We start from the raw sequence: 17656 nt of genomic DNA on the forward strand, positions 1-17656 counted from the left end.
GCTGTTGCTCGAGGAATCAGCCCGCGATCAGGCTGCCGAAGGGGCGCGCAGCGAACAGGCACTTGCCGTGCTTCGCCGGCAATTGGAGCAGGCCGGGCAGCGTGAACAGGCGCTGGAAGCCGAGTTGCGTGAGCATGCGCAGCGCGCCCTTGCGCATCAACACGAGACGCAGATCTGGGAGCTGCTGCTCTGCACCATGACCGAAGGCTGCTGGGACATCACCGTGGTCAACGGTGACGTGGAGGATCCCGCCAGCCGCATGCGGATTTTCAATCAGTTCCGCCTGCTCCTGGGCTACGCGCCCCATGAGCTGCCCGACGGCTGGGACGCGCAGGTCAGCATCACCCACCCCGATGACCTGCCGAAGATCATGGCGATCTTCGACCGGGAAATCCTTGCGCCCCAGGGCAGCGGTGAGTACGTGTTTGAATACCGGATGCGCCACAAGACCCGTGACTACATCTGGTGCCGCGAGCGTGGGCGAGCGGTGCGCGATGCCCAGGGGCGTTTGACGCGGGTGATCGGCGCGGTACGCGATATCAGCGATGAGCAGTCGGCGAAGACCACCCATCAACAGCTGCTCGCACACAATCAGGCCACCTACGGCCAGATCGCCACGGTGGTGAGTGTGATCAAGGGCATTGCCGACCAGACCAACCTGCTGGCCTTGAACGCCGCCATTGAGGCGGCCAGGGCCGGCGAGGTCGGGCGCGGGTTCTCGGTGGTGGCCGATGAGGTGCGCAAGCTGGCGGAAAACACCCGTCAGGCGACCCATCAGATCCAGACGATGCTGCACCAGCACGAACGTTAGGACGGAGCTGCGTCGCGCAGCTCCTGAAACGGGGTCAGAAGGGCACGGCCACGGTCAGCTGGCTGTAGAGGTTGGTGCCGTTGCCACCCACCTGGTTACCACCGGTGTCGGCATCCTTCTTGGGTTGGTAGATGCCCACCAGCGGGCTGATGATCAGGTGGCTGTTGACCGCCCATTCGGCGTACAGGTCCAGCTCCCGGGCGTCGAGGTTCAGCGCGTCGTGTTTACGCAGGGTATTGAAGTCGAAGTACAGCGCGCCGACCGTCAGGTTCTCCAGGGGCGTCGCCTTGAGGCCGACGTGATGGATGCCGGTATTGCTGTTGAACGGGCCGGCATAGTTGGAGGCGACTTCACCCTGGAACCAGGTGCCGTAGCCGGTGCTGAGCCCGGTGAACAGCGGGTCCCATTTTTGCGAGTAGCGGGTGTAGCGGTAGGTCACTTTTGGCGACCAACCGACATCGGCGAAGGTGTAGCCGGCCTCGGCGTACCAGGCTTTTTCCGGCCCCGCGTCCTTGTCTTGCCAGGCGTATTCGAAGGCGAAGCTGGCGTTGTCGATACCGGCGCTGCCTTCGCCGCGCACGCTGTAAGTGTCCAGGCCCTCACGCTGTTTCTGGAAGTCGCTGGCCCACTGGTCGGTGACGTTCATGCCGTGGACCCAGGTCAGCCCCAGCGTTCCGGCGGCGGCCGTGTAGTCGAGGGTGCCCGCCGCCAGTTCGGTTTCGGCCTGGGCGCGGTTGTCCGACTTGAGCCACAGCACCGAGCCGTGCAGGCCCTCTTGCCCGCCCAGGCGCAGCACCGCCGTGCGGTCGAAGGCGTGGCGTGCCGCCAGGTAATAGGCGCCGCCACGGTTCAGTGCACCGTCAGCCGGGCCTTTGCCGAGGTTGGGTCCGTCGTCGTTGATCAGGAAACCCCGGCCGATCTTGACCACCTGGCGCCCGACGGAAAAATCCACACCGTCCTTGCCCAGCGCCGGAAACAGGTCGGCCGAGCGCCATCCCAGGTAGGCGTCTTCGATTTTGGTGGTGCGTTCGCTGCCATCGGTGTTGCCCGCCGCATCGCCATCGCCCCAGGTGCCGGAGCTGACCCAATTGAGCGCGCCATACGCGGTGCCGTGCCCGGCCAGGCCCTGGTCGCCGCTCACCCCGTACTTGATGAAACCCTCGCGCCAGGTCGAGCCGCCCGCTGTGCCGTCGTAGTTGTGACGGCTGTTGAACAGGCCGTAGACCGCCAGGAAGTCCGCATTCAGGTGGGTGTCCTCGTCGGCGTACAGCTCATAGGCCTGGGCCGGTGAATGGCCGATCAACAGCGCGATACCCAGGCCGACGGCCAAGGATTGCGTGCGTATTTTCAAGGTGTGCTCCATTGTTATAGTCCCCAGCTTGGTTAAGTCGAGGGCGCATTAAGATGACCCCAGGCGGAGGAAGTCTTTCACCTGCGTGCCACGTAATTGATCCTGCCCGCCAAGCCGCATGCCTTGGCAGGCAGCAACAAAAGCCACGGCAGACATGGGCAAGACGCTCGGTGCTCGGGAAGTGCACAGTGATTTTGCGCACGATGCCGTTTCGATCAGGGACTGGCTGGGGAGGGCTTTATCGCCGGCTCCTTGAACGGCTCGATGCATCCACTCAGAAATCCGCTTTCGAGGATCCGCACCATGTCGATCAATGACCGGCTCACACAGCATTTGAAACGCGGCAGCGTCGGGTTTCCGACCGCGCTGGCCAGCACCATCGGCCTGATCATGGCCAGCCCGGTGATTCTCACCGCGACCATGGGCTTCGGTATCGGCGGCAGCGCCTTCGCGGTGGCCATGCTGATTGCGGTGGTAATGATGCTGGCCCAGGCGACCACCTTCGCCGAGGCCGCCTCGATCCTGCCGACCACCGGCTCGGTCTACGACTACATCAATTGCGGCATGGGCCGTTTCTTTGCGATCACCGGCACCCTGTCGGCGTACCTGATCGTGCACGTGTTCGCCGGCACGGCCGAGACGATTCTGTCCGGGGTCATGGCCCTGGTGAACTTCGAACACCTCAATACCCTGGCGGAGTCCGCTGGCGGCTCCTGGTTGCTGGGGGTGGGGTTTGTCGTGGTGTTCGGTGTTCTCAATGCCTTTGGCGTCAGCGCCTTCGGCAGGGCCGAGATCATCCTGACCTTCGGCATGTGGACCACCCTGATGGTGTTCGGCGTGCTCGGCCTGATCGCGGCCCCTGCGGTGCAGCTGGAGGGCTGGTTCGGCGTGTCGCTGGTGGGTACCGACCTGGTCACCATTCTGTCGCTGGTGGGCATGGCCATGTTCATGTTCGTCGGTTGCGAGTTCGTCACGCCGCTGGCCCCGGACCTGCGCAACTCGGCCAAGGTCATGCCCAAGGCCATGATTTTCGGTTTGTTGAGCGTAGCCACCTGCATGTTCATCTATGGCGCGGCGATGAAGCGCCAGGTGGAAAACGTGGTGCTGGATGCCGCCACCGGCGTGCACCTGCTCGACACGCCCATGGCGATCCCGCGGTTCGCCGAGCAGGTCATGGGCGATATTGGCCCGTTGTGGCTGGGGATCGGCTTCCTGTTCGCCGGTGCCGCCACCATCAACACGTTGATGGCGGGCGTGCCGAGGATTCTCTACGGCATGGCGGTGGACGGCGCGTTGCCCAAGGTCTTCACATATTTGCACCCGCGTTTCAAGACGCCGCTGCTGTGCATCCTGGTAGCGATGCTGATTCCGTGCCTGTATGCCCTGTGGTTGGGCGGCAACACCGATAACATCATGCACCTGGTGCTGGCGGCGGTGTGTGCGTGGAGTTTCTCTTATCTGCTGGTGACGCTGTCGGTGGTGATCCTGCGCATTCGTCGTCCGGACCTGCCACGGGCCTATCGTTCGCCGTTCTTCCCGTTGCCACAGATTCTTTCCAGCGTCGGCATCTTGCTGGGCATGTGGTTCATTACCCCGCCGGGCATGAACCCTGCGGACATTTATGTGCCGTTCGGGGTGATGCTCGGGATCACGGCTTCATACGCGCTGTTCTGGACACTGGTGGTACAGAAGGTCAATCCATTCAAGCCGGCTTCGGTAGAAGAAGTGCTGGCCAAGGAGTTTTCCCATGAGCCTGGCAACCCTCACAACCCTTATCTCGAGCAGGCTGCAAAAGCTGTCTGAGCTGTTCAGCGCCCAACGGGCCCCGTCTGGTTACCGGCCTGGGGTCACGCTTGAGTACGTGCGGCGCAACCTCGGGCTGGCGAGTTTCACCTCGACGGGGCCAGCCCAGGCAAGGTTTTGCCTGGACGACATCGGCCTTCAGGTCGACGTGGCCGAGCGCACCGAAGCGCAATTGCTGATGCACCTGGTCATGACCGAATTCATGTTCACGGTGCCTGCCTCAGAGCAGGGCAGTGCGCGCTTTGAACTGCACCACAGCGGGTCGATCCGGCGCACGGGACTGGCCTGTCGGCAACGGACGGGAGCGCCGGATTTGCTGGCCAGGCTCCAGGCGGCCTTGAACGATGATCCCGACCTGCATCAAGCGTTGATGGGGCTGGACTTCAAGCGCCTGCACCTCGATTTGAGCGGGCAGCAATGGCACGTACGGCTTGAACACATGGGCGGCAGCGAGGTGGTCAATCGCATGCCGGCGTTCCGGCGCTACATCCCCTTGAGCGGCGCGCAGCGGGCCGGGCTGCTCAGGGTACTGGCGGGTTTGCAGCGGGTATTGGGCGCGATCTGAGTTGAGGAATTGGCATCATTAGTGCTTCTACAGTCGGTATCACGGACTTGTTGCGCCTATATAGATAACATGTTAACTATTAGCCAACAAAAACAAGAAACCATTGTGGAGATGCCATGAGCACCTATCAGTCTGCGCACTATGGGTTGGAAACCTGGACTCGGGATCTGCGAGCGGCCTGCGGCCATTTCGACACGGAACTGGCCTTCAACCGCTCACTGTTCATCGGTGAGGTGTCCAAGCACTCCCGGGGCGGCCTGTCACTGGCCAACCTGCGCACCAACGCCGGCCTGATCAAACGCGAGCGACCCAATGCCGATCACGATATGGACCAGCATTGTTTCCTGGTCAGCCAGCGCAGTGGCTATTGCCAGATCACCCAGAACGGCCAGGTCATTCAATTGGCCCCCGGCGATATGTTGCTGATGGACTCCACGGGTTCGATCGAGATCAGCCCCTTTGGCCTTATCGAACATGCCTCGCTGTCACTCTCGCGCAACGAAGTGTGCAAGCAGCTGGGCAGCGCCTCGAAAACCTTTGGCAAGATCTCTTCGAGCAAGGCCTGCGGGCGCATGCTCCACGTGTTGATGGACCAGCTGTGCCGCGAGGGCCTGGAGGGGCAGGATTCGATTGAAGAGGCCGAGGCGCTGCAAGCGGCGTTTGTTTCGCTGCTCGGTTCAGCCTTCGAACTGCATGACGCTCCAGGCGACAGCGGCGTGTCCTTGCAGGGCAGCAACCTGCGCAGTTATGTGCAGAAAGTCATCGACGAGTCCCTGACCCAACCCGGCCTCAGTCCGGTAGGCCTGGCCAGCCGCCTGAACATCTCGGTGCGGCATTTGTACCGCTTGTTTGAAGAGCAGGACGACAGCGTCTGCCGCTACATCCAGCGTGCGCGGCTCAAGCGCAGCGCGGACGATCTGACCAACCCGTTCCTCAAGAGCGAGTCGATCACCTCGATTGCCTACAAGTGGGGCTTCACCGATTCCGCGCACTTCAGCCGCTCGTTCAAGAAGCAATTCGAGCTGTCGCCCAAGGATTTTCGTTCCACTCATCTGCAGCAAGCGGTGGGTGCGGCATAGGGTATCGATGGATCAATGAAACCGCTCACCCTGTCGGCCCATAACATTTGTGCAGTCGCGGTCGAACACTTTGCCGCTTATGGCTACGACGCTTCATCGCTGAACGAAATCGCGGTCGGGGCGGGCATGCGCAAGGCCTCGCTGTACGCGCACTTTGTCAGCAAGGACGCGCTGTTTCAGACGGTCTTCGAGATTGCCCTGGCCCATGAACACCAGTACATCGCGCAGTGCTTCAAGGAAGAGGCCGGGCACCCCGGCGTGCCTGGGCAATTACACCTTGAGCGATTGCGCGGGCGCTATGCAGGGTCGGCGCACCTGCGCTTCCTGTTGCGCACGGCCTACTTTCCGCCGGCGGATATTCGCAGCGTGATTACGGCAGGATTTGAGGGGTACCTGGCGAGCATTCGCGAGGATTTCCAGCGTGCCGCGCAAGGGCGGTACCGGATGGTACGGCCCGAGGCGCTCGAGGTGTTTTGTGACGCTTACCTGGGTATCGTCGACAGCCTGCATGTGGAGCTGATCTATTCGACGCCCCAGGGTTACGTCAAGCGGCTTGCGGCGTTGTCGCGGGTGTTCAGTGATTCACTGTCGCTGCTTGAAGGGGCGAGCGCTATTCAACGGATACACCGCCCCTTCCACATTTGATCCGGTTTACGTCCCGACAGAGGTCATTTCACCTCAGGCAGCGTCGACCCGCCGTCCACCACGATGGTCTGCCCGGTGATGTAGGTCGCCAGGTCGGAGGCCAGGAACAGCATGGCCCCGGCAATATCCTGAGCGGCGCCGAGGCGTCCCAGGGGCACGCGGCTGGCGATGTCGGCATTGACCTGGCTGTCGCCCAGGTTATCCATGGCCGGCGTGGCAATCATCCCTGGCTCGACGCCGTTGACGCGCACCTGGTAAGGCGCCAGCTCCAGTGCGGCATTGCGGATAAAACCGTTGACCCCGGCCTTGGACGCCGCGTAGTGGCTGAGCCCCGCATAGGCGACCCGTGGCCCGGTGACCGATGAGGTGACCAGCACGCAGCCACCGCCCTGGCGTTGAAACATCGGCAGGGCGGCCTGGGTCAGCCAGAACAGGGCCGAGAGATTCACCGCCAGCGTGCGCTCAAGAATGGCCGGGGTGATCTGCGCGAACGGGGTCAACGGAAAGTAGCCGGCGTTGTGCACCAGAATATCCAGGCGGCCCCCGTCCTGTTCGATGGCCTTGATGCCTTCGAACACCGCAGTCGCGTCGGCCAGGTCGAGCGCGATGGCCTCGACCTGGCAGCCTCGCGCACGCAAGCCTTCGGCCAATGCCTGGGCTTGTGCCAGGCGCAGGTCCGCGATCATTACGCGGGCGCCACGCCAGGCGAACGCCTCGACGATGGCCTGGCCGATACCCTGGGCGCCGCCGGTGACCAGCACGGTCTTGCCGCTGAAATCCAAGTCTTCAGGCATGTGCACGCTCCATATGGACGTAAGCCAGCGTGGGCACATCGACGATGCTCGAACCGCCATCGGCGACCACGCTGGCGCCGGTGATGATCGCGGCATCCGGGCTGGCCAGGAAGCGGCATACCTTGGCGATTTCCTCGGCGCTGGCGGGGCGCCGCAACGGCACGTCGGCGCATACGCGGGCATAGGCTTGCGGCAGGGTGTCGCCGTGGAAGCTCATCAGCGGCTGCATTTCCTCGTCGGCCATCGGCGTGGTAACCCAGCCGGGACACACCGCGTTCACCCGCACGCCGCGTGGGCCGTAATCCCGTGCCAGGGAGCGATTGAGCCCGAGCAGCGCATGCTTGGCGGTGGTGTAGCCGCATACGTCGGGCCCGGCGGCCAGCGAGGCGATGGAGCCGAGCAGCACGATATTGCCGGCGCTTTCGATCAGCAGCGGCAGGCAGGCGCGAGCGCTGTAGAACGCGCTGTCCAGGTTGCTGCGCAAGGCCGCCTCCCAAGTGTGTGGACTGGTCTGGGTGGCGCTGCCCACGCCATGCCCGCCGGCGCAGGCCAGCAGCACATCGAGGCGGCCGTAGCGCTGAGCAATCTGCGCAACGAAACCCTCCCAGGTGGCCGGGCAGGCCGCATCGCCGACCAGCACCAGGCCGCCGGTGTCCTGTGCAACCTGCTCCAGCGGCTCGCGGCGACGGCCGATGAGCACCAGGTTGGCGCCTTCGGCGGCGTATAAGCGCGCGCAGGCGGCCCCGATGCCCGTGCCGGCACCGGTGATGACAACGGTACGTGGATCAGGCATCGGGATACTCCGTGCGGTTGAGCACTTGGCAGTAGGAGCTGACCGGAAAGTTCGACAGCTCATCGAACGACGCGCCGGCATAGCCGAAGATCTTGCCGTCGCTGCGGTGCTGTTGCAGGTCGATCAGCACCAGGCCGAGGGTCGGGATGATTTTTTCGCGCCAGACGAACAGGTACAGCTGATCGGCAATCTTGTAGTAGTGGCAGCGATCGGTATCGCACAGGCCTTGCTCCACGCCCTTGAGGCATTGCCAGGCATAGAACTGATCGTTCAGGTAGATGTGCTCGTAGACTTCGCTGGGGCTGTAGCGATACAGGTTGCGCAGGCCGGTCAGTTCCTGGGTGGGCGCGTGGGGGCATTGGCCCGGCTGCCAGGGTTGATCCAGGCTGCCGTGCAGGAAGTCCACGTCCACCGAGGTCAGGGCCTTGCCGGCCAGGGCGCGGCTGTAGAGGCCTTGCTCGGTTTGTTCGCGGTCCGGCATGCGCCCGATCACGGCGGTGAACGACGACGTGGTGGTGTCCAGCACCAGGCTGATCGACCAAGCCTGGCCGGCTTCATGCTTGATGAAGTCGACCAGGTACAGGCCCGGGCGTACCGAGGTGGCGCGGTAGGCGGCCGAACCGCTGGAGTGACCGTCGGCGGCGTGCCAGTGCAACTGCTCGGTGTCGAAGCGATGCTCGATCTGCCAGCCGTTGGCGAAGTGCAGGGTGAAGGCCTTGCCGTTGAGGTCGGCAAGGTTGGGCAGGATAAACGCGTCGGGGGCAAACCCGTCGGCGAGGGCGCCTACGGTGATCCAGTCGGATGAAGTGGTCATTGCATGGCTCCGGTTGAGGGAATGGACACCCCGGATCATGCGGTTGGCAACCTGGCGCGCCTATCAACCAAAGGGTTGAGGCGGCTTACAGAAACAGCGCGGCGACCAACTCGGTACGGCTGCTGACACCCATCTTGCGGAACAGGTGGATCAGGTGGGTCTTGATGGTCGGCAGGCCGACATCCAGCTCCAGGGCCAGTTGCTTGTTGCTCGCACCCTGGCGTAATAACCAGGCAATCTCGCGCTCTTTGGGCGTGAGCCCGGCCAATGCATCGTCGCAGGGCTGCATATTGGCCACGGCCATTTGCAGCAACGCCTGCAAGGCATTGAGCTGAGCCAGTTGGTCGGGGGTAAACACCCCTTGCTCCGCCGTGCGCAGCAAGGAGATGGCCGCCTGGGGCTGGTCGGCGCGATGGGCGACGATCTCCACCACATCGACCACACCGTAGCGTTGCAGGAAGTCTTGATAGCGGCGGCTGTCACGCAGGGGCTGGCGGGCCATGGCGAACCCCAGCGGCACCACCGCCAGCCCGCTGGACAGGCAATTGCGCGGTTGCAACGGGTCGAATTGGCGGTAGTTGTCGAGGTAGTCGCGGTGCATCTCACCGCTCATGCCTTGCAGCCTGAAATCACGGGCCTGCAACTGGCGGTCGACACAATAGAACGCTGCCTGGCTGGCGGGCACCAGTTGAGTGAAAGCCTGCAGGCAATGGCCGGCGACTTCCTGAGCGGGGATGGCGTGCATGGTCAGTCACCTGCGCCGGAACAAACGCTGCCGGCCGAAGCCGGCAGAGGGGAGCGATCAGACTACCGCGAAATAGTGCTTCACAAAACTCTCGCTTACCACCTCCCACAGCACCGGCGTGCCCTGGGTCACGAACCAGCTGTCGCCCGCCTTGTAACGGGTGCTCTGGCCAGTACTTTCGTCGGTCAGCACCACTTCGCCGGTGACCACCGTGGCCTGTTCGGCGAACGGGTAGACCATGCGGAACTTGCCTTGGGTGGTGCCGAAATAGGCGCTGCTGACGGCGTCGGTCGGGGCGCCGAAGGTCATTTTGCCAAAGGCTTTGACTTCGCCCTCGAGGATCTCGGAGCCGAGGTCGGCAACGGTGCCCCAGGCATCGAGGTCGGATAATTGGATGTCTTTCTTCAGGGGGGTAACGGGCATGGCAGGTCTCCTGTGAATGAAACAGTGGGGCTCAACGGCGACCGTTGAAGTAGCCCGAAAGTTGATGAAGGCTTTTGCCGGCCGTGAGCAGCAGCGGGCGGATATGGTCCTTGCCCAGGATCTGCGCATGCTTGACCGCGCTGATCAGGTCGTAGCGCGACGAGCCTTCGCTCATGCCCTCGGCCAGGACCTTGCAGATGATGTGGCTGGGCGTGACCCCGAAGCCGGCGTAGCCCTGCACATAAAAGGCATTCGGACGCCCGCTGAGCGTGCCGATCTGCGGGAACAGGTTGGCCCCGGTCGCCATCGGCCCGCCCCACGCCAGGTCGATCTTCACGTCCTTGAGGTAGGGGAAAATCTTCAGCATCAGGTTGCGGTTCCAGGCCTTGAGGTCCAGCGGGATGTGCTCGACGAAAGGCGTGGCGGCACCGAACAGCAAACGGTTTTCGTTGGTGACCCGGTAGTAGTCGATCACCGGGCGGATATCGCTGTAGGCGCCGCGAATCGGGCTGATGCGGTTGATCAGCTCGTCGGATAGCGGTTCGGTCATCAACTGGAAGGCATAGGTATTGACGGTGGTCTTGTGCAGTTCCGGTTCCAGCTTGTTGAGAAAACTGTCGCAGGCCCACAGCAACTTGGAGGCCTTGACCGAGCCTCGGCCGGTGCGCACGGTGATGCGTTCGCCATAACTGACTTCCAGGGCCGGGCTGTGCTCAAAGATGCGCACACCGTGGCCGGCCAGGGCCTTGGCTTCGCCCAGCAGCAGGTTCAGCGAGTGCACGTGCCCGCCGCCCATGTGCAGCAGCGCGCTGGTGTAGGCGTCGGAACCGATGATCTGCTTGACCTCGGATCCCGCCATAAAGCGGATTTCGTCCTTGGTGTTGATTGACTTGAAGTCCTTCTCCCAGGCGCGCAGGGTTTTTTCCTGGCGGGCGTTGAAGCCCATGTAGCCGTAGCCGTGGCAGAAGTCGGCGTCGATCGCGTACTTGGCGATGCGATCCTTGATGATGCCGGCGCCCAGCTCGCTGATTTCAAAGATCTGGCGCAGGCCTTCGTCGCCGACCTGGTTCTTGATTTTCTCCAGGTCATGGCCGATCCCCGCCATGATCTGCCCACCATTGCGACCCGTGCCGCCGAAGCCCAAGTAGCGCGCTTCGAGCACCACAATGTTGGTGATGCCTTTTTCGGCCAGTTCCAGTGCGGTGTTGATGCCGGAGAAACCGCCGCCAATCACCACCACATCGGCTTCCACGTCCTGTTCGAGGGTGGGGAAACTGAGGTTGTATTTCTTGGTTGCCGAGTAGTAGGTCGGCGTTTCGATATTGATCATGGCGCAGCCTGGAAAAGTGAAGGGAAACTCACTGCAGAGCCGACACGAAGCTCTGTGCCTGTTGGGGTGTATTAGGTGCCTTCCGCGCGGTAGGTGTCTTGATTCTGTGTGCCGCCGCTCTTGACCGTGGCTGCCAATCATCCACCCTGAATCCGGCCGCGCGGTAAAGCCGCACACGGGCAACAATCGCCAATGCTAGAATGTTGTTAATCTGTTAACCAATTGCGACGCCGCCATCCATGTCCAAACCGCGCCAATCCCTGACCCTCACTTTGCTCCATGCGCGTGAAGCCGCCATGGGGTTTTTTCGCCCTTCGCTCAATCAACACGGACTGACCGAGCAGCAATGGCGGGTCATTCGGATTCTCAGCCAGCATGAGGAGCTTGAGATCAACCGCCTGGCCGAGCTGGCGTGCATCCTCAAGCCGAGCATGACCGGGGTGCTGGTGCGCATGGAAGCGGCAGGCATGGTGGAGCGGCGCAAGGCGCAACAGGACCAACGCCGCGTGCTGGTGCGGCTGGCCGAGAAGGGGCAAGCCTGTTTCGACTCCATGAGCCAGAGCATGGAAGCCAATTACCAGCGCTTGCAGGCGGGGTTTGGCGAAGAGAAGTTGCAGACCTTGCTGACCTTGCTCAACGAACTGAAAACCCTCAAGCGCTAGTTGAGCTAGCCCCACAGCTGCCGAGCGCAAGCGAGGCTGCGTCAGTAGACGCCGCCGGCTGTGACGGCAGGCGCCGGTGAGTCCTTGAAGGCCGCCGCCAGGCTTTGCAGCCCGCGCATCAGCACGGTGGTGTCCACGCCCACCGCCACGAACGCCGCGCCCAGTTCGATGTAGCGCCGCGCCAGTGCCTGGTCGGCGCTGAGAATGCCGGCGGCTTTGCCGGCGTTGCGGATGCGCGCGATGGCGTCTTCGATGGCGGCCTGCACCTCGGGGTGGCCGGGGTTGCCGCGATGGCCCATCGAGGCGCTCAGGTCCGCCGGCCCGATAAACACTCCGTCGACGCCTTCCACCGCCGCAATCGCCTCCAGGTTGGCCAGGCCCTCGCGGTTTTCGATCTGCACCAGCAGGCACATCTGCTCATCGGCGTGGTCGAGGTAACCGGCAATGCTGTTCCAGCGTGAAGCCCTGGCCAGCGCACTGCCGACGCCGCGCACGCCCTTGGGCGGATAGTGGATGGCGTTCACCAGCGTACGCGCCTGTTCTGCGCTCTCCACCATGGGCACCAGCAAGGTCTGTACGCCAATGTCGAGCACTTGCTTGATCAACGCGGTGTCGCCGATCACCGGGCGAATCACCGGCTGGCTGGGGTAGGGCGCCACGGCCTGGAGCTGGCCGAGCAGGCCGCGCAGGTCGTTGGGCGCATGTTCGCCGTCGATCAGCAGCCAATCGAAACCGGCATTGGCGGCCAGTTCCGCGCAATAGGCATCGGCCAGGCCCAGCCATAGGCCGATCTGGGCTTCACCGCTGCGCAGGCGACGTTTGAAGGTGTTGACAGGCATGTCCATGAGCACTCTCCCGTTAAACGAATCGGCAGGCAATCGAACCCAGCATGTCGTAGTCGACATGGAAGGTATCGCCAGGGTTGGCCGCCACCGGGCGGGTGAAGGAGCCACCCAGGATGATTTGTCCGGGTTGCAGGGTGACGTCATAGGCGGCCAGTTTATTCGCGAGCCAGGCCACGCCCTTGGCCGGGTGATTGAGCACGGCGGCGGAGACGCCGGACTCTTCGATCACGCCATTGCGGTAGAGCACTGCCGGCACCTTGCGCAAGTCGATCTCGGTGGGCCGCACGGCCCGCCCGCCCATGACCACGCCGGCGTTGGCGGCGTTGTCTGAGATGGTGTCGAACACCTTGCGGGTCGCCTTGGTGTGCGGGTCGACCTGCTGGATGCGCGCATCGATGATCTCCAGCGCGGGGATCACCCATTCAGTGGCGTCGAGTACGTCGAACACCGTCACGTTCGGGCCTTTCAGCGGTTTGCCCAGGATAAACGCCAGCTCCACCTCGACGCGCGGCACGATAAAGCGCTCGAAGGGGATGTCGGTGCCTTCATCGAAGAACATGTCGTCCAGCAAAGCGCCGTAATCCGGCTCGGTGATATTGGACGAGACCTGCATGGCCCGGGAGGTCAGGCCGATCTTGTGGCCGACCAGCTTGCGCCCGTCCCTGATTTTCTGTTCCACCCAGGCGCGCTGGATGGCGTAGGCGTCTTCGAGGGTGATCGCCGGGTGATCGAGGGAAAACTGACGCACCTGTTCGCGTGAACGTTCGGCCTGGTCGAGGCGCGCGGCGGCTTGCAAAATGAGCGATTGATCAAGCATGGCAAGAGTCTCTTATTGAGGGTTGACGATGGCCGCCCGGGTGCGCAGCACCAGCAGGCCACCGAGAGCAATCAGCAGCGCCAGGACGTACAGGGCCAGGCTGGCGCTCTGGGTGGTGTCGCGCATCCAGCCGATCAGGTAGGGCGCGAAGAATGACGCGATGCTGCCGAACGAGCTGATCAGGGCGATCCCGGCGGCCTGGGTGTTATTGGCGAGGAACGCGGGAGGCAGTTGCCAGAACATCGGCAACGCCGCGCTGGCGCCCATGCCGGCGACAATCAGGCCACCCAGCACCACGGCCGGGTTGGCGGGGGCGAGCCCGGCGATGGCAATGCCCACGGCCGACATCAGCAAGGGCACGCACAGGTGCCAGCGGCGTTCACGCTGGCGGTCGGACGAACGCCCGCAGCCGATCATGAAAAAACACCCGGCCAGGTACGGCACCGCACTGAGCAGGCCGACCTTGCCGTCGCTGCCGATGCCGGCGCCGTGGATCAGCGTCGGCATCCAGAATGCCAGGGTGTTGACCGCCAGCATCACCGCGAAGTACACCGCCACCAGCAGCCACACCTGTGGGTTGCTGAGAATGGCGGAAAACGAGGTGATGGATTTGCGGTGTTCTTCCTGGTGCAGTTGCTCGCGCAGGTGTTGCTTCTGTTCCGGCGCCAGCCACTTGACCGTCTCGAAGCTGTCCGGCAGGCACTTGAGCACCACCAGCCCGAGCAGAATCACGGGGGCGCCTTCGATGACGAACATCCATTGCCAGCCGCGCAGGCCGCCCAGGTCGTGGAAGTGTTCAAGGATGCCGCCGGACAGCGGGCCGCCGATCACCCCGGCCATCGGCACCGCGATGGCAAACAGGGCGGTGACTTGCGCGCGACGCCCGGCCGGGTACCAGCGGTTCAGAAACACCAGGATGCCCGGGAAGAAACCGGCCTCGGCCACCCCCAGCAAAAAGCGCAGCACATAGAAGCCCATGGCGCTGTCGATCAGGAACATGCAGGTCGACAGCACGCCCCACACCACCATCAGCGTGGCAATCCACCGCCTTGGGCCGACACGGTCCAGGGCCATGTTGCTGGGGACGCCGAACAGCGCGTAGGCCACGAAGAACAGGCCGGCGCCGAAGCCATAGACCGTGTCGCTGAAGTTCAAGTCCGCGCTCATCTGCATCTTGGCGAAGCCGATGTTGATGCGGTCGAGATGGGCGAAGAGGTAGCAGACCAGCAACAGCGGCATCAGCCGCCAGGTGATGGTGCTGTGAGTACGGTCGCGTGCGACCTGGCCGAGGTTGTCGGCGGTATGGGCTGTGCTCATGGTCTTATACTTTTTATCTGAGAGGCCGAGGGTGTGAACGGGCAGGGCGCCTTAACCGACCTGCGCCTTGAGGAACGCATGCACGTTGTTCTGCTTGAAATTGAGCTGCTCGTGCAGTTCGAGCATTTCAAACGACAAGGCCAGCAGGCGCTGGGCCTGAAGCGCGGCGAAGTGCTGGGTGATGACCTCGAACAGGCGCTCGGCGACTTGCTGGCGGGTGGCCAGGTCGCGGCCATGGCCGACCTTCAACGTCATGTGCACGAACGCGTAGTCATGCTTGCCATCGGCCATGCGCCAGGTGTCCAGGCGCACGCCACGGCTGCGGATGCCGCCCAGGGGAAACACGCCGCTGTCGCCCAGGCTGGCGTGGACTTTTTCAAACAGGCCCGGCAGGTCTGCCTGCTGTTCGATGTTGTCGGTGTATTCAGCGATGAAGTGGGGCATGAACGGCTCCTTCAGGCCGCGCGGGGATGCCGCGCGGCCATGCGGTCAAACAGGGAAAATGGCGTTGATCTGCCCGGTGCCCGAGCTGCCGAAGGGTTCGGTGATGATCTCGGCCGGCTTGTCGTAGTCCGGCCCGCCGAGCAAACCGAGAAGCATGGCGGTGTCGTGCATCTTGCCTTCGCCAAAGCAATGCTCGGCGTAGTCCGGGAGCATGGCGCAGAACTCTTTCCAGCGGCCCTGGCGCCACAGTTCCACCACATGCAGGTCGACCTGTTTGTCGAATTCGCGCGTCCAGTTATGGATATTGGCTTCGGCATTGCGGTCGTCGGAGAAGCGGTGCGACAGCGAACCCGAGGCCAGCACCACGACTTTGCGATCGCTCTTCTCGATGGCCCGGCGCACGGCGGCGCCGAAGGTGAAGCTGTCTTGCAGGCGATGCCAGGCACACCAGGCGGCAATCGAAACGACTTTGAAGCTCTGCTCGTCCGGTACGCCCATGTGCATGTAGCGCATCGGCACCAGGGTGCCGTACTCCAGCTCCAGGCTCGGGATGTTGTGGGCCAGGGTACGCACGTCGGCGGCGTTGGCCTCGGCGGCGATCAGTTCGCCCAGCTCCGGGCAGCCGGGGTATTCGTAGGCCATGTTCTTGATGAAGTGCGGCAGTTCGTTACTGGTGTAGATGCCCTTGAAGTGCTCGCCGCTGTTGACGTGATAGGCGCTGTTGACCAGCCAGTGCACGTCGAACACCACGGCGGTATCGGCGCCCAGCTCGCGGGCGCGCCGACCGATTTCCTTGTGCCCGGCAATCGCCGCTTCGCGGCAGCCGTGGTGCTTGCCAGGCAGCTCCGACAAATACATCGAGGGTACGTGGCAGATTTTCGCCGCCAGGACGACTTCGCCCATGATGATGCTCCTGAAATTGTTGTTGTTGTCATCGGGGGACTGGTGTTGCTCAGACGCCCCAACGTGGAATGTGATGGCTGCCCATCGAGATACACACGTTCTTGATCTCGGCGAACACTTCGAAGCTGTACTGGCCGCCTTCACGGCCGGTGCCGGAGCCCTTCACGCCGCCGAACGGTTGGCGCAGGTCGCGCACGTTCTGGCTGTTGATGAACACCATGCCCGCTTCGATGCCATAGGCCAGACGATGCGCCTTGCCGATGTCCTGGGTCCAGATGTAAGACGCCAGGCCGTACTCGGTGGCGTTGGCCAGTTGCAAGGCTTCGGCTTCGTCTTTGAACGGAATCAGGCACACCACGGGGCCGAAGATCTCTTCCTGGGCGATACGCATGGAGTTGTTCACGTCAGCGAACACCGTGGGCTGGATGAACTGGCCCTTGCTCAGATGCGCCGCCAGGTTGGCCGGGCGCTCGAGGCCACCGGCGAGGAGAGTGGCGCCTTCTTCGAGACCGATCTTGATGTAGCCGGTGACCTTGTCGTAGTGGGCCTGAGTGATCATCGAGCCGACCTGGGTCTTCGGGTCTTGCGGGTCGCCGACGATCAGGCGTTTGGCGCGCGCGGCAAACTCGGCGACGAACTGCGGGTACACGCTTTCCTGGATAAAGATCCGGCTGCCGGCGGTGCAGCGTTCGCCGTTGAGCGAGAAGATGGTGAACAGCGCGGCGTCGAGGGCGCGTTCCAGGTCGGCATCTTCGAAGATCAGCACCGGCGACTTGCCGCCCAGTTCCATGGAGTACTTCTTCAGCCCGGCGGTCTGCATGATTTTCTTGCCGGTGGCAGTGCCGCCGGTGAAGGAAATCGCGCGGACATCGGGGTGACGCACCAGGGCATCGCCGGCGGTCGCGCCGTAACCCTGGATGACATTGAGCACGCCTTTTGGAATCCCGGCCTCCACCGCCAGGCGCCCCAGTTCGTTGGCGGTCAGCGGCGACAGCTCGGACATTTTCAGCACCGCGGTATTGCCCAGGGCCAGGCACGGCGCGGTTTTCCAGGTGGCGGTCATGAACGGCACGTTCCACGGCGACACCAGCGCGCAGACACCCACCGGCTGATACAGGGTGTAGTTGAGCATCTGGTCATCGACCGGGTAGCTATGGCCGTCCATGCGCGTGCAGACTTCGGCGAAAAAATCGAAGTTGTGCGAGGCGCGGGGAATCAACACGTTTTTGGTCTGGTGAATCGGCAGGCCGGTGTCGAGGGTTTCCAGTTCGGCCAGGTGCGGCACGTTCTGTTCGATCAGTTCGCCGAGCTTGCGCATCAAGCGCGCCCGTTCCTTGGCCGGGGTGCCGGCCCATTTCGGGAAGGCTTCCTTGGCCGCCGCCACGGCTTGCGCGACTTCCTCGGCGCCGCCGCTGGCGACTTCTCCGATGGCTTCGCCGGTGGCCGGGTTGTAGTTGACGAACACGTCTTTGCTTTCGACCTCACGGCCGTTGATCCAATGTTTGATCATGCTGC

General features: G+C 63.2%; 18 protein-coding genes and 2 pseudogenes. 7 read left to right on the top strand and 13 right to left on the bottom strand.

Annotation, left to right across the window (positions count from 1 at the left end):
- Nucleotides 1-259: 259 nt before the first annotated feature.
- Nucleotides 260-502: pseudogene (locus J1N02_RS25540) on the top strand (PAS domain-containing protein); the annotation flags it as partial.
- Between the two features lie 15 nt (nucleotides 503-517).
- Nucleotides 518-799: pseudogene (locus J1N02_RS25545) on the top strand (methyl-accepting chemotaxis protein); the annotation flags it as partial.
- Nucleotides 800-845: 46 nt separating this feature from the next.
- Here J1N02_RS25545 and J1N02_RS25550 read toward each other — a convergent pair.
- On the bottom strand, nucleotides 846-2174 hold the full coding sequence (locus J1N02_RS25550; protein ID WP_141157322.1) for a hypothetical protein: 1329 nt from the start codon (nucleotides 2172-2174) through the stop codon (nucleotides 846-848).
- Nucleotides 2175-2465: 291 nt separating this feature from the next.
- On the opposite strand from J1N02_RS25550, the gene J1N02_RS25555 reads away from it, so the two are divergent.
- From J1N02_RS25555 to J1N02_RS25570, 4 genes are all read left to right on the top strand, one after another.
- Nucleotides 2466-3965, top strand: coding sequence for an APC family permease (locus J1N02_RS25555; RefSeq protein ID WP_421147959.1), 1500 nt, complete (start codon nucleotides 2466-2468; stop codon nucleotides 3963-3965).
- On the top strand, nucleotides 3910-4530 hold the full coding sequence (locus J1N02_RS25560; protein WP_421147960.1) for a DUF3156 family protein: 621 nt from the start codon (nucleotides 3910-3912) through the stop codon (nucleotides 4528-4530). Before J1N02_RS25555 ends, J1N02_RS25560 begins: the two co-directional genes overlap by 56 nt.
- Before the next feature lie 116 nt (nucleotides 4531-4646).
- On the top strand, nucleotides 4647-5609 hold the full coding sequence (gene feaR / locus J1N02_RS25565; RefSeq protein ID WP_027603480.1) for a transcriptional regulator FeaR: 963 nt from the start codon (nucleotides 4647-4649) through the stop codon (nucleotides 5607-5609).
- Between the two features lie 15 nt (nucleotides 5610-5624).
- Nucleotides 5625-6254, top strand: a complete 630-nt coding sequence (locus J1N02_RS25570) for a TetR/AcrR family transcriptional regulator (protein ID WP_092359656.1) — start codon at nucleotides 5625-5627, stop codon at nucleotides 6252-6254.
- 23 nt (nucleotides 6255-6277) lie between these two features.
- Here the strand turns inward: J1N02_RS25570 and J1N02_RS25575 are convergent, their stop codons facing one another.
- The 6 genes from J1N02_RS25575 to J1N02_RS25600 all read right to left on the bottom strand — a co-directional run bounded on the left by J1N02_RS25575 (nucleotide 6278) and on the right by J1N02_RS25600 (nucleotide 11153).
- On the bottom strand, nucleotides 6278-7048 hold the full coding sequence (locus J1N02_RS25575) for an SDR family oxidoreductase (protein ID WP_421147961.1): 771 nt from the start codon (nucleotides 7046-7048) through the stop codon (nucleotides 6278-6280).
- Entirely contained in the window at nucleotides 7041-7841 is an 801-nt protein-coding gene (locus tag J1N02_RS25580) for an SDR family NAD(P)-dependent oxidoreductase (protein WP_027603482.1), read from the bottom strand. Before J1N02_RS25580 ends, J1N02_RS25575 begins: the two co-directional genes overlap by 8 nt.
- Nucleotides 7834-8655: a molybdenum cofactor biosynthesis F family protein gene (locus tag J1N02_RS25585; protein WP_065923951.1), complete on the bottom strand. Its 822-nt coding sequence runs from the start codon at nucleotides 8653-8655 to the stop codon at nucleotides 7834-7836. Before J1N02_RS25585 ends, J1N02_RS25580 begins: the two co-directional genes overlap by 8 nt.
- A gap of 85 nt (nucleotides 8656-8740) precedes the next feature.
- A complete protein-coding gene (locus tag J1N02_RS25590; protein ID WP_092488332.1) occupies nucleotides 8741-9400 on the bottom strand; it encodes a response regulator transcription factor in 660 nt (219 codons plus the stop codon).
- Nucleotides 9401-9457: 57 nt separating this feature from the next.
- Nucleotides 9458-9823, bottom strand: coding sequence for a cupin domain-containing protein (locus J1N02_RS25595; protein ID WP_027603485.1), 366 nt, complete (start codon nucleotides 9821-9823; stop codon nucleotides 9458-9460).
- Nucleotides 9824-9854: 31 nt separating this feature from the next.
- Entirely contained in the window at nucleotides 9855-11153 is a 1299-nt protein-coding gene (locus J1N02_RS25600; RefSeq protein WP_027603486.1) for an NAD(P)/FAD-dependent oxidoreductase, read from the bottom strand.
- Nucleotides 11154-11392: 239 nt separating this feature from the next.
- Here J1N02_RS25600 and hpaR point away from each other — a divergent pair, with 239 nt between their 5' ends.
- Nucleotides 11393-11815 carry a homoprotocatechuate degradation operon regulator HpaR gene (hpaR, locus tag J1N02_RS25605; RefSeq protein WP_027603487.1) on the top strand — a complete coding sequence of 141 codons (423 nt, stop codon included), beginning with the start codon at nucleotides 11393-11395 and terminating at the stop codon, nucleotides 11813-11815.
- Nucleotides 11816-11856: 41 nt separating this feature from the next.
- On the opposite strand, the gene hpaI is transcribed toward hpaR, so the two are convergent.
- The 6 genes from hpaI to hpaE are packed head-to-tail and all read right to left on the bottom strand — an operon-like array spanning nucleotide 11857 to nucleotide 17651.
- Nucleotides 11857-12660: a 4-hydroxy-2-oxoheptanedioate aldolase gene (gene hpaI / locus J1N02_RS25610; protein ID WP_108574573.1), complete on the bottom strand. Its 804-nt coding sequence runs from the start codon at nucleotides 12658-12660 to the stop codon at nucleotides 11857-11859.
- A 13-nt stretch (nucleotides 12661-12673) separates the two neighbouring features.
- Nucleotides 12674-13477, bottom strand: a complete 804-nt coding sequence (gene hpaH, locus J1N02_RS25615; RefSeq protein WP_027603489.1) for a 2-oxo-hept-4-ene-1,7-dioate hydratase — start codon at nucleotides 13475-13477, stop codon at nucleotides 12674-12676.
- A 12-nt stretch (nucleotides 13478-13489) separates the two neighbouring features.
- A complete protein-coding gene (locus J1N02_RS25620) occupies nucleotides 13490-14794 on the bottom strand; it encodes an MFS transporter (RefSeq protein WP_419480260.1) in 1305 nt (434 codons plus the stop codon).
- A gap of 51 nt (nucleotides 14795-14845) precedes the next feature.
- Nucleotides 14846-15238 carry a 5-carboxymethyl-2-hydroxymuconate Delta-isomerase gene (locus J1N02_RS25625; RefSeq protein ID WP_098479852.1) on the bottom strand — a complete coding sequence of 131 codons (393 nt, stop codon included), beginning with the start codon at nucleotides 15236-15238 and terminating at the stop codon, nucleotides 14846-14848.
- 45 nt (nucleotides 15239-15283) lie between these two features.
- Nucleotides 15284-16141 (bottom strand): 3,4-dihydroxyphenylacetate 2,3-dioxygenase, encoded by an 858-nt coding sequence (hpaD, locus tag J1N02_RS25630; protein ID WP_419480259.1) that lies wholly within the window; start codon nucleotides 16139-16141, stop codon nucleotides 15284-15286.
- A 49-nt stretch (nucleotides 16142-16190) separates the two neighbouring features.
- Nucleotides 16191-17651, bottom strand: a complete 1461-nt coding sequence (hpaE, locus tag J1N02_RS25635; RefSeq protein ID WP_141606044.1) for a 5-carboxymethyl-2-hydroxymuconate semialdehyde dehydrogenase — start codon at nucleotides 17649-17651, stop codon at nucleotides 16191-16193.
- Nucleotides 17652-17656: the final 5 nt, after the last annotated feature.

It is taken from the genome of Pseudomonas sp. NFX5 (assembly GCF_049132125.1).
Taxonomy (GTDB): Bacteria; Pseudomonadota; Gammaproteobacteria; order Pseudomonadales; family Pseudomonadaceae; genus Aquipseudomonas; species Aquipseudomonas marginalis.